The sequence below is a fragment of the Pseudorhodoferax aquiterrae genome (assembly GCF_014652235.1).
GTDB lineage: Bacteria > Pseudomonadota > Gammaproteobacteria > Burkholderiales > Burkholderiaceae_C > Pseudorhodoferax > Pseudorhodoferax aquiterrae.
The window spans coordinates 41843-53180 of the sequence record NZ_BMYK01000001.1; the positions used below are offsets into that span (position 1 = coordinate 41843).

At 69.2% G+C, this 11338-nt stretch carries 12 protein-coding genes; 8 read left to right on the forward strand and 4 right to left on the reverse strand.

Annotation, left to right across the window (positions count from 1 at the left end; translation table 11 throughout):
- Position 1: 1 nt before the first annotated feature.
- Positions 2–2119 (reverse strand): 3-hydroxyacyl-CoA dehydrogenase NAD-binding domain-containing protein, encoded by a 2118-nt coding sequence (locus IE209_RS00215; protein WP_189685030.1) that lies wholly within the window; start codon positions 2117–2119, stop codon positions 2–4.
- Positions 2120–2224: 105 nt separating this feature from the next.
- On the opposite strand from IE209_RS00215, the gene IE209_RS00220 reads away from it, so the two are divergent.
- The 3 genes from IE209_RS00220 (at position 2225) to IE209_RS00230 (ending at position 4232) form a co-directional block, all read left to right on the forward strand.
- The gene (locus IE209_RS00220; protein ID WP_189685470.1) at positions 2225–3118 is read left to right on the forward strand and encodes a LysR family transcriptional regulator; all 894 of its coding nucleotides are present in this window, start codon (positions 2225–2227) and stop codon (positions 3116–3118) included.
- Between the two features lie 152 nt (positions 3119–3270).
- A complete protein-coding gene (locus IE209_RS00225) occupies positions 3271–3591 on the forward strand; it encodes a type I restriction-modification system subunit M N-terminal domain-containing protein (RefSeq protein ID WP_229882622.1) in 321 nt (106 codons plus the stop codon).
- Positions 3588–4232, forward strand: a complete 645-nt coding sequence (locus tag IE209_RS00230; protein WP_189685031.1) for a Fic/DOC family protein — start codon at positions 3588–3590, stop codon at positions 4230–4232. The genes IE209_RS00225 and IE209_RS00230 overlap by 4 nt, the downstream gene beginning before the upstream one ends.
- Here IE209_RS00230 and IE209_RS00235 read toward each other — a convergent pair.
- Both IE209_RS00235 and IE209_RS00240 read right to left on the reverse strand, forming a co-directional pair.
- The gene (locus IE209_RS00235) at positions 4216–4380 is read right to left on the reverse strand and encodes a hypothetical protein (protein WP_189685032.1); all 165 of its coding nucleotides are present in this window, start codon (positions 4378–4380) and stop codon (positions 4216–4218) included. The genes IE209_RS00230 and IE209_RS00235 overlap by 17 nt on opposite strands.
- A 267-nt stretch (positions 4381–4647) precedes the next feature.
- Positions 4648–6750: a TonB-dependent receptor gene (locus tag IE209_RS00240; RefSeq protein WP_189685033.1), complete on the reverse strand. Its 2103-nt coding sequence runs from the start codon at positions 6748–6750 to the stop codon at positions 4648–4650.
- Between the two features lie 115 nt (positions 6751–6865).
- Between IE209_RS00240 and IE209_RS00245 the strand changes: the two genes are divergently transcribed.
- The gene (locus IE209_RS00245; RefSeq protein ID WP_189685034.1) at positions 6866–7312 is read left to right on the forward strand and encodes an HIT family protein; all 447 of its coding nucleotides are present in this window, start codon (positions 6866–6868) and stop codon (positions 7310–7312) included.
- A 214-nt stretch (positions 7313–7526) separates the two neighbouring features.
- Positions 7527–7763, forward strand: coding sequence for a translation initiation factor IF-1 (gene infA / locus IE209_RS00250; protein ID WP_056664868.1), 237 nt, complete (start codon positions 7527–7529; stop codon positions 7761–7763).
- Positions 7764–7766: 3 nt separating this feature from the next.
- On the opposite strand, the gene IE209_RS00255 is transcribed toward infA, so the two are convergent.
- Entirely contained in the window at positions 7767–9380 is a 1614-nt protein-coding gene (locus IE209_RS00255; protein ID WP_189685035.1) for an ABC transporter permease, read from the reverse strand.
- A gap of 89 nt (positions 9381–9469) precedes the next feature.
- Between IE209_RS00255 and IE209_RS00260 the strand changes: the two genes are divergently transcribed.
- From IE209_RS00260 to IE209_RS00270, 3 genes are read left to right on the forward strand one after another with little or no spacing between them, the layout of a single operon-like run.
- On the forward strand, positions 9470–10540 hold the full coding sequence (locus IE209_RS00260) for an ABC transporter ATP-binding protein (protein ID WP_189685036.1): 1071 nt from the start codon (positions 9470–9472) through the stop codon (positions 10538–10540).
- Between the two features lie 58 nt (positions 10541–10598).
- Positions 10599–10847: a type II toxin-antitoxin system Phd/YefM family antitoxin gene (locus IE209_RS00265; protein WP_189685037.1), complete on the forward strand. Its 249-nt coding sequence runs from the start codon at positions 10599–10601 to the stop codon at positions 10845–10847.
- Entirely contained in the window at positions 10847–11329 is a 483-nt protein-coding gene (locus IE209_RS00270) for a type II toxin-antitoxin system VapC family toxin (RefSeq protein WP_189685038.1), read from the forward strand. Before IE209_RS00265 ends, IE209_RS00270 begins: the two co-directional genes overlap by 1 nt.
- Positions 11330–11338 lie beyond the last annotated feature (9 nt).

The window sequence follows — 11338 nt, forward strand, 5'->3', positions numbered from 1 at the left end:
ATCAGGACTTGTTGAGGCTCGCGAAATTGCGGCCTTCGGCGACCAGCTGCACCAGCAGCGGTGCCGGCTGCCAGAACAGCGGGTCTTCCTTGGCGAAGGTCTGGATGTCGTCCAGGATCTTCGGCAGGCCGACCTGGTCGGCGTAGGCCATGGGGCCGCCGCGGAAACGCGGGAAGCCGTAGCCGTACAGGAAGGTCACGTCGACGTCGAGCGGACGCAGGGCGATGCCCTCGGCCACGACCTTGGCGCCCTCGTTGACCATGGCCGCCATGTAGCGGCGCATGATTTCCTCTTCGGTGAACTGGCGCGGCGTGATGCCGGCGCGCTGGCGTTCGGCATCGACGATGGCCAGCACCTCGGGGTCTTCCACGCCCGTGCGCGCGCCCTGCGGGTACTGGTACCAGCCGCGGCCGGTCTTCTGGCCGAACCAGCCGCGTTCGCAGATGCGGTCGGCCACCTGCACGTAGCGGGCCTTGGGGTCGCGCGTGGCCGCCTTGCGCTTGCGCGTGGCCCAGCCGATGTCGCCGCCGGCCAGGTCCGACACCTGGAACGGGCCCATGGGGTAGCCGAAGTTGCGCACGGCCGCGTCGATGGCGTAGGGCGAGGCGCCGTCTTCCATGAGGTGGTCGGCGGCCTGGCGGTACACGGCGAGGATGCGGTTGCCGATGAAGCCGTCGCAGACGCCCGCGCGCACGGGCACCTTCCTGAGCTTCTTGGCCAGCGCGAAGGCCGTGGCCACCACGTCGGCGCTGACCTTGGCGGGCACCACGATCTCGAGCAGCTTCATGATGTTGGCCGGCGAGAAGAAGTGCAGGCCGATCACGTCCTGCGGCCGGGAGATGCTGGCCGCGATGGCGTCGATGTCCAGGTAGGAGGTGTTGGTGGCCAGCACGGCGCCGGGTTTGCAGACGCGGTCGAGTTCCTGGAACACAGCCTTCTTGACCTCGATGTCCTCGAACACGGCCTCGATGACCATGTCGACCTCGGCGAAGGCGGCGTAGTCGGTGGAACCGCTGAAACGGGCCATCACCTTGGCCTTGGCCTCTGGCGTCATGCGGCCCTTGGCGACGAGGCCGTCGTAGACCTTCTCCACGTTGGCCTGGCCGCGCGCGATGGAGGCTGCGTCGCGCTCCACCATCACGACGGGCAGGCCGGCATCCAGCGCGGAGACGGCGATGCCGGCACCCATGGTGCCGCCGCCCACCACACCGATGCGGGCGAGAGCGCGCGGCTCGGCGGCCGCGGCCTCGGGAACCTTGACCACGTCGCGCTCGGCGAAGAAGGCGTGGATCAGGCCGGCGCGCTGCGGACTGGCCAAGCATTGCATGAACAGCTCGCGCTCGTACTTGAGCGCTTCGTCGAAGGGCTTGTCGAGTGCCGCTTCGACGGCGTCGACGATGCGGTGCGGTGAGAACAGGTTCTTCGCCTTCTTGCCCTGCTCGGCGCGCGCGGCGGCGATGGCGGCGCGGCTGGCCTCCACGTCGGCGAGGCCCGCGGCATCGCGCGAGCGGCGCGGGCCGGCGTGCGCGGCCAGCAGTTCCTGGGCGTAGGCCAGGCCCTCGGCCAACGTGTCGTCGCTGCGTGCCAGACGGTCGATCAGGCCCAGCTTCAAGGCATCGGCCGCGCCCACGTGGCGGCCCGTCAGCATGATGTCGAGCGCCGCGGCAGCGCCCACCAGACGCGGCGCGCGCTGCGTGCCGCCGGCACCGGGCAAGAGGCCCAGCAGCACCTCGGGCAAGCCCAGCTTGGCATTGGCCACCGCGATGCGGTAGTGCGCGGCGATGGCCACTTCCAGCCCGCCGCCCAGCGCGGCGCCGTGGATGGCGGCGACCACGGGTTTCCTGCTGGCCTCGATGCGCTTGCAGACGTCCGTCAGCAGCGGCGGCTGCGGCGGCAGGCCGAACTCGCGGATGTCGGCCCCGGCGATGAAGCTCTTGCCGGCGCCGACGATGAGCACGGCGGCCACGGCGGCGTCGGTCTCGGCACGCTCCATGGCGTCCTGCAGGCCGCGCCGCACGGCGGCGCCCAGCGCGTTCACGGGCGGGTTGTCCACGGTGACCAGCAGCACCTTGCCGTGCAATTGGGTGCGCACCACTTGTTCGTCCGGCGTGTTTGCCATGGCGTTGTCTCTTCGGGTTGGGGAGCGGGCATTGTTGGTTTGCAGTACCGGTTTGACAATGGCATAGACTTCAAACACACCGTCAAGCCAATTGAGACAATGAGCCTGGATGTCCAGTCCCTGACCCTGCTGGTCCAGATCCTGGACGCCGGCAACCTGGCCGAGGCCGCGCGCCGCATGAAGATGAGCCGGGCCAACGTGAGCTACCACCTGAACCAGGTCGAGCGCGCCATCGGCCAGCAGCTGATCCGCCGCACCACGCGCCGGCTGGAGGCGACCGAGATCGGCCTGAAGCTCTACGAACACGGCCGCGTGATCCAGAACGAGCTGCTGGCCGCGCGCGAGGCCGTGGCCACGCTGGGGCAAGAGTTGAGCGGCCGCGTGCGCCTGTCGGTGCCCAGCGGCTACGGCCAGCTGGCCATGTCGCCCTGGCTGCTGGAGTTCAAGCGCCTGCACCCCGCCATCGTGCTGGACGTGCTGTTCGAGAACCGCGTGGAAGACCTCATGCGCGACGAGGTGGACGTGGCCGTGCGCGTGCTGTCCGAGCCGCCGCAGAACCTCGTGGCGCGCGACCTGGGGCCGGTGCGCTTCGTGGCCTGCGCCTCACGCGACTACGCCGAGCGGGCCGGCCTGCCGCAGCGGCTGGAGGACCTGCAGCACACGCCGCTGCTGACCGCCGCCGTGATCGGCAAGCAGCTGCGCCTGGCCGCCTACCAGAACGAGGAGCGGCACGAGGTGCTGATCGAGCCCACGCTGATCTCGGAGAACTTCATGTTCCTGCGCGACGCCGTGCTGGCCGGCCTGGGCGTTGGCCTGGTGCCCGACTACACGGTGCGCGACCTGCTGGAGGATGGGCGCGTGGTGACGGCGCTGGATGCCTGGCGGCTGTCGATCTTCGGCACGCGCATGCACCTCTTGTACATGCCGAACCGCCACCACACGCGGGCGATGGCGACGTTCATCGAGTACGTGCTGCAGCGCGCGCGGGAGGGGGGATGAATGGAGTGGTGCGGACCCAGTTTGCGGCGGCGCAGACCCGAGGGCCCAACCCCGCCGAATGCGCCGATACTTCGGCGCCGGAACGACCGAGCCGCCCTGAAGCCGCTCGGTCCGACAGCACCAGAACGCACAGCAAAGCACAGCACCGCTGCATGGCCATCAAGAAGTCCGACCTCTACGCTTCCCTCTGGGCCGGCGGCGACCAACTGCGCGGCGGCATGGATGCCAGCCAGTACAAGGGCTGCGTCCTGTTCATGCTGTTCATCAAGTACATCAGCGACAAGTACGCCGGCAGCGACGACTTCTCGCCGCCGGTGGTCATCCCCTCGGGTGCCAGCTTCAAGCACATGGTGGCGCTGAAGGGCATCACCGAAACCTTTCGCGCGCTGGACTCCGAGCGGTGCGAGATCGTCGCGACGCTGTACGCCGCGTGGAGCGATTTGCTGCGCGACAAGGGGGCGGTTCAGCCATGACCGAGCGCTACCAAGTCTCCGGAGCAGAGGGAGAGTTCGAACCGGGCTCCAACGAGCAGGTGCTGCGCAACCTCGTGGGCATCACGTCGCCCGACGACATGGATGCATTGGAGCTGCGGCTCCTGGGGGATCTGTACGACGAGGTGCTGTTCCAGGACTTCCCGGACCGAACGCTGTGCGTGGCGGATCTCCAGCATTGGCACCGCCTGTGGCTGGGCAATGTGTACGCCTGGGCCGGTCAGGAGCGTTCCGTGAACCTGGGCAAAGGGGGCTTCCAGTTCGCCACGGCCGGACTCCTGCCAGGGTTGCTCCGTGACTTCGAGCGGACGTGCCTGGTGAAATGGACACCCTGCGGCGCCATCGCCCCCGACGAGGTGGTCAATGCCATCGCCGTCACCCACGTGGAGCTGATCCTGATCCACCCTTTCCGCGAGGGGAATGGGCGCTTGTCACGCCTGCTGGCAGACGTGATGGCCGTGCAGGCCGGCCATGAGCCCTTGGACTACAGCACATGGGAGCAGAACAAGCCGGCGTACATCGGTGCGATCCACGCCGGGCTTGCAGGCGACTACGGGCCGATGGCGCAATTCGTGGCAGAAGCCATGGCTGCCGGCGATGCCGACCTCAGCGGGCCAGCTTGATGTGGGCGAACCGCGCAGGGGGGTGCTTGAGCTGCTGTTCCAGCTGGGCCACGCTGGTGCGCGTTTCCACTGCGGTGGAGCTGGCCACGGAACGCAGCACCGCTTTGCGGCTGGGCTTCTTGCGTTGCGGTTCTGCGGTCTTGAGCATGTGGTGGTCTCGCGGTCTGAGAAGGGAGTGATTATCGAACCTCCATGGAAGAAGCCGAAAGAACTTGTCGAGCACGTGGTGGTGCACGCCCTGCACCTGCTGGAGCCGCCCCACAAAGAGCGCTTTGTTGCGCTCCTGAACCGGCACTGGCCGTAGTGGCAAGAATCGCGAAAGGAACTGAACGCGCACCCACTGGCGACCGAGACTTGGTCGGAGTAGGCCGCCCGTTCGACAGGCCGGCACACGGGCGGGGGGTGTTCCTCGGCATCAGAACGACACGGTGGCCGACAGCTTTGCCGTGCGCGGTGCGCCCGCCATCACGAAGCCGTCGCCGAACAGGCCGATCCAGTAGTTCTTGTCGGTCACGTTCTCCACGCTGGCGTTGAAGCGCACGGGGGTGTTGCCGAACTTCGTGGCGTAGCTGGCGTTGAGGTCCAGCCGGTTCCACGAAGGCACTTTGAGACGGTTGCCCGAATCGGCCCATTGCGCGCCGGTGTAGATGAAGCGGCCGCCGACCTTGAGGCCGGGCAGCGGCGTCTGCCAGTCCGCGCCGATGCGGGCGCGCCATTCGGGTACGCCGTAGGTGTCCAGGCCGGTGTGGCGCTGCTCGGATTTGATGTAGGTGATGCCGCCCAGCAGCGAGACGGTCTGCAGCACCTGGCCGTACATGCTCCATTCCAGGCCGCGCAGGCGCTGTTCGCCGCCTTCCACCAGGGCGGCGGGGGCGGTGCCGGTGAAGGACGGGCGCTTGATCTGGAAGGCGCTGACGGTGTGGGTCATCGCGCCGGCTTGCAGCTTGGCGCCCAGTTCCATTTGTTTGGTCTGCTTGGGCGGCAGGGCCTCGCCCGCGTTGGCGTAGCCCACGCCCACGATCTGGCCCGGCTCCAGGCCTTCGGTGTAGTTGCCGAACAGCGAGACGGCCTCACCCCAGGGCCGCAGCACGGCCGCGACCATGGGCGAGAAACGGCTCTCGTCGTAGCCGGAAAGCGGCATCTTCACGGTCTGGTGGCGCCCGCCCACGGTCAGCAGGACCTTCTCGCCGACAAAGCCCATGGTGTCGGCGATGGCGAGCGAGCGGAAGTCGTTCTCGACCGTGTAGCCGCGCCAGGTCGGCACAGCCGGGAAGACCGGTGTCACCGGGTCGTACAGGTTGGTCGTGTAGCAGTAGTTGCAGGCCGTGTTGACCGAGCCCTCCTTGTGCTTGAGCACGTTGGCCGACAGCTGCAGCCGGTGCTGCACGCCGCCCGTGGCGAACTTGCCGATCACGCCGGTCTCGGCCGTGCGGCGCTCGGACTCGGTGTGCACGTTGTAGATGGCGCCGCGCGTGCTGCCGTCCGCGCCCGTCACGTAGGCGCGCGTGCCGAACAGCAGGCCCGTGCCCTTGGCCTCGGAGCCGCCCAGCGCGAGATAGCCCTGCCAGTCGGCATTGAAGTCGACCTCGGCGCGGGCCAGGACGCCGCTGTTGTCGTAGCGGCCATGCGTGCCGCGGAACATGTTGGTGTCGCCATCGGGCGCAGGCAGCAGATAGCCCACGCCGGGGATGGCCGAGGTGCCCAGGAAGTTGAACATTCCCGGGCTGCCGTTCTCGATCTTGTTCTGGCTGTCGTACAGGTCCAGGGAGAAGCGCGCGCGGTCGCCCTGGTAGTCCAGCGCCAGCGCGCCGACGCGGCGGGTCTGGCTTTCGTCTTTGGCACCCATCTCGCCATCGCCATAGACGCCGTTGAAGCGCAGGCCCAGGCGTTTGTCTTCGCCGAAGCGCTTGCCCACGTCGGCATGGGCCTGGAAGTAGGAGTGGGTGCCGTAGGTCAGCGTGAGGTCGGCGATGGGCTGGGCGAGTGCGCGCTTGGTGACCATGTTCACGGTGCCGGCCACGCTGGAGCCCGGCGGCATGCCCGAGAGCAGCACGTTGGGGCCGCGCAGCACCTCGATGCGCTCGAACATCTCGATCGGCACGGCGTTGGCCGGTGCGATGCCGTACAGGCCGTTGGTGGCGATGTCCATGGCGCCCATGTCCAGGCCACGCAGGTTGAAGTTCTGCAGCAGGTGGTTCTTGTTGGTCGTGAAGACCACGGCCGGGTCGTTCTCCAGCACGTCCTGCAGCGTCAGCGCCGACCAGTCCTCGGCCAGCTCGCGCGTGTAGGCGTTGACGTGCACGGGCGCCTCCATGATGGCCGTGGCGCCCAGGATGCCCAGGCGCGCGCCCGAGGCGGCCTTGTTGCCCGCGGCGCGGGTGGGCAGGTCTTCGCGCTCGTACTTGCTGCGCACGTTGACCTGGTCCAGCGTGCCGGCGGTCTGGGCGGTGGCGCAGGCGCTGAAGGCGAGCAGGGCGAGGGCGATCGGAGTAGGTCGGAGGAGGCGGCGTGCATGCATCGGTCAGGGCCCTTCGGCAGGTGCTTTCAAATGAAAAGAATTCTCATTTGAATGTTAGCAAACCGAGGGTGGCGGGCGGGCGCCGCTACCATGGGCCGCACAAGGAGACCCGCGCATGCCCATGTTCGTCGACCACTCGCCGCCCGGCCAGTGCATCTTCTGCCGCCTCGTGGCCGGCGAGATCCCGTCCGCCAAGGTCTGCGAGGACGAACTGACCGTCGCCTTCATGGACATCGGCCAGGTCAACCCCGGCCACGTGCTGGTGGCGACCAAGCGCCATGCGGTCACGCTGCTGGACATCACGCCCGAAGAGGCGGCCGCCGTGCTGCAGACGGCGCAGCGCGTGGCGCGTGCGGTGCAGGCCGCGTTCGATCCGCCCGGCATGACGCTGTTCCAGGCCAACGGCCCGGTCGGCGGGCAGACGGTGTTCCATTTCCACCTGCACGTGCTGCCGCGCCACGAAGACGATGGCATGGCGCTGGCCTGGCCGCGCAAGGAGCCGGGGCCGGCCGTGCTGCAGGCGTACGCCGCCCGGCTGCGCGCGGCGCTGCAGGACGGCTGAGGCCGCAGCGCCACGGCCGAGTGCTGCCTGCGTTCCGGAGCATGCCCGCCAGGTCCCGATCCGTTAGACTTTCGCCCGCATTTGCAGGCCCGTGTGTACACGGGCGCCTTGCCGCGCGAGCGGTTTGGGTTGCACGAGACTTTCCGATGGACGGGGTTGGCCTTCCGGGCTTGGCACGGTGGGCCGAAAGGCAAAAACAGACCGAAAGCTGACGATGGCCAAGGAAGACCTGATCGAGATGAACGGCGTGGTCGAGGAAGTGCTGCCCGACTCGCGCTACCGCGTCGTATTGGAGAACGGCCACAGCCTGGTGGCCTACAGCGCCGGCAAGATGCGCAAACACCACATCCGCATCCTGGCGGGCGACCGCGTGACGCTGGAGCTCTCGCCCTACGACCTCAGCAAGGGCCGCATCAAGTTCCGCCACCTCGAGACGCGCGGGCCGCGCTGAGCGTCAGGTCGGCTTGCTGCGCAGCGTGCGGCTCAGCAGCACCACCGGCAGCAGGCCCACCAGCACCAGCGCCAGCGAGGGCAAGGCGGCTTCGCCCAGGCGCTCGTCGCGGGCCAACTGGTAGGCCACCACGGCCAGCGTGTCGGTGTTGAACGGCCGCAGCACCATGGTGGCGGGCAATTCCTTCATCACGTCCACGAACACCAGCAGCGCGGCCGCGGCCGCGGAACGGTGCAGCAGCGGCCAGTGCACGCGCGCCATCAGCCCGAAGCCGCCCGTGCCCAGCGTGCGTGCCGAATCGTCGAAGCTCTGCGGGATGCGCGCATAGCCGCTCTGCATGGACTGCAGCGCCACGGCGCAAAAGCGCACCAGGTAGGCCCAGACGATGCCCAGGGCCGTGGCCGTGACCCAGTAGGCCGCGCCCAACTGGGGCATGGTCTGCTGCAGCCATCCCACCGGCAGCAGCAGCCCGACCACGATCACCGCGCCCGGCACGGCATAGCCCAGGCCCACGAGCTGCACGGCGGCGCGCTGCAGCTTGCGCGGCGTGCGGCGCACGCAGAAGGCCAGGAACAGCGCCAGCGCCACGGCGACGGCGGAAGTCAGGGCACCGAGCCAGATGCTGTTGCTGGCCCATTGCACGAAGCGGTCCCAGGGCAGCACCGACCAGTCGGCCGCCAGCGGCCGCAGCATGAAGGCCACCGGCAGCACGAAGCCCATCAGCACCGGGAACACGCACAGCGCCTGGGCCAGCAGCTGGCGTGCGCCGGTCAGCACCAGCGGACGCCCGTCGTGGCTGCCGGCGCGCCCGCGCGTGCTGGCAAAGCGCATGCGCGCCTGGGCGCGCTGCTCCAGTGCAAGCAGCACCACGACGAACACCAGCAGCATGGTCGCCAGCTGGGCCGCGGCGATGCGGTTGTCCATCGCCAGCCAGGCCTTGTAGATGCCGGCCGTGAAAGTCTGGATGCCGAAGTAGCTGGAGACGCCGAAGTCGGCCAGCGTCTCCATGAGCGCCAGCGCCGTGCCCGCCGCGATCGCCGGCCGCGCCATGGGCAGCGCGACCTGGCGGATGCGTCGGGCCAGCGGTGCGCCGAGCAGGCGCGCGGCTTCCATCAAATGCGCGGCGCGCTCGGCCAGCGCGGTGCGGGCCAGCAGGTAGACATAGGGGTACAGCGCGAAGGTGAACACGATGGCCGCGCCGCCCAGGCTGCGCACCTCGGGCAGCACGCGGCCGCGCAGGCCGAAGCTTTCGCGCAGCCAGGTCTGGGCCGGGCCGCCGAACTGCAGGAAGTCGGTGTAGGCATAAGCCACCACGTAGGCCGGCATGGACAGCGGCAGCAGCAGCGCCCATTCCAGCGTGCGCCGGCCGCGGAAGTCGAAGAGGGTGACGCAGGCCGCTGCACCCGTGCCCACCAGCACCACGCCCACGCCGACCATGGCCGACAGGCCCAGGGTGGTGGCGATGTAGCCGGGCAGGACGGTCTGGCGCAGCTCGCGCAGGATCTGCGCGGTCTGCGCATCCCACTGCGCCCAGGACGCCAGCACCGCGAGCACGGGCAGCGTGAGCACCGTCGCGACCAGCAACATGCAAGGCAGGGAGAGCCAGCGACGGGGCATCGTGAAAGTCAGGGGAGGGGGCAAGCGTGCGGCGGCTGGCGCGCCGGGGATGAGAATTGTACGCATCACGCTGCCTACAATCGCCGACCATGTTCCTGGATGTCTCCCACCTGGTCGTGCGGTACGCCGGCCGCCCCCGGCCGGCCGTGGCCGATGTCAGCTTCGGCCTGGCGGCTGGCGAGATCGGCGTGCTGATCGGCCCTTCGGGCTGCGGCAAGACCACCTTGCTGCGCACCGTGGCCGGGCTGGAGCCGGCGCAGGGCGGCGAGATCCGGCTGTCGGGCACACCGGTCAGTGCGCCCGGCCTGCAACTGCCGGCCGAGCAGCGCCGCATCGGCATGGTGTTCCAGGACTATGCGCTGTTCCCGCACCTGGACGTGGGCCGCAACGTGGGCTTCGGCCTGACGGCCATGCCCAAGGCCGAGCGCGCCGCGCGCGTGGCCGAGGTGCTGGAGCTGGTCGGCCTGGCCGGTGCCGAGCGGCGCGCGCCGCACGAGCTCTCGGGCGGCCAGCAGCAGCGCGTGGCGCTTGCGCGTGCCCTTGCGCCGCGGCCGCAGCTCATGCTGCTGGACGAACCCTTCTCCAACCTCGACGTGGAGCTGCGCGAGCGGCTCGCGCACGAGGTGCGCGCCATCCTCAAGGCCGCCAAGACCACGGCGCTGTTCGTCACGCACGACCAGCTGGAAGCCTTCGCCATCGGCGACGCGATCGGCGTCATGCATGAAGGTCGGCTGCACCAGTGGGCCGATGCCTACACGCTGTACCACCGGCCGGCCACGCGCTTCGTCGCCGACTTCATCGGCCACGGTGTGTTCGCGCCCGCCACGGTCTCGACCCTGGATGGACGTGTGGTGCTGGAAACGCCATTGGGCCCGGTCAACGGCGCGGCCGCGGCGCAGGCCGCCGCCAGCCTCGCGCAAGGCGGTCCCCAGGATCTGCTGCTGCGCGCCGACGACGTGGTGCACGACGACGAGGCGCCGGTCAAGGCCGAGGTGATCCGCAAGGCCTTCCGCGGCTCGGAGTTCCTCTACACGCTCAGGCTGGCATCGGGCGAGACGGTGCTGGCGCATGTGCCCAGCCACCACGACCACCGCATCGGCGAGTGGATCGGGGTGCGGGCGGATCTGGACCATGTGGTGATGTTCCCGCGGGGCGGGTAGGGCCAGGCGGCAGGTGACGTGCGCGCCTAGAATGTACAGACTGTACGGAATTGCCGACATGACCTTGCACACCGTTGGACTCGAACAAGGGCGCAGCACCTTGCCTGACTTGGCCTCGCGCGCGCATGCCGGCGAGCCCAGTCTGTTGACGCGCCATGGCAAACCTTACGCTGCCATCGTGCCGCCCGGGATGCTGGCGCAGGCGCGACCGCGTGCGCGCTTCCTCGCGCTGCGCGGCACGGGCCGGGGTTTGTGGGGTGCGTCGCCGGCGGAGGCTGTGGCGAAACTGCGCGACGAGTGGGTCTGATGGCGGCTGCGCGCGCGTCGGCTCGCAAGAAGTCCGCCCGTGCGGCGGTGGCCGTCCTCTGGGGTGGCCTGCAGCAGGATGACCTCGTCGTGGTGGATTCGGCGCCGCTGATCTACCTGCTGGACGGTCACCCGGCGTTTGCACCCCTCTTCGAAGGCTTGTTCGAGGCCTACGAGCGCGGCGTCGTGCGGATTGCGCTGTCGACCATCGCCGTGGCCGAGGTGCTGGCCGGGCCGTTCAAGCACGGCCAGGAAGCGCTGGCCAAACGCTACGAGAAGGTGTTGGCTGACTTCGAACTGGTGCCGGTGTCGCAGGACATCGCCGTGACGGCCGCACGCCTGCGTGCCGGCACGGGGCTGCGTCTGCCCGACGCCTTGCAGGCGGCCACCGCGCTGGAGGTCGGCGCTGCCGCCCTCGTCACGCACGACCGCGATTTTTCGCGGCTTGCGGGGCTGCGGGTGATCGTCGGGGGCGGCGCGTAGTTCAGCCGT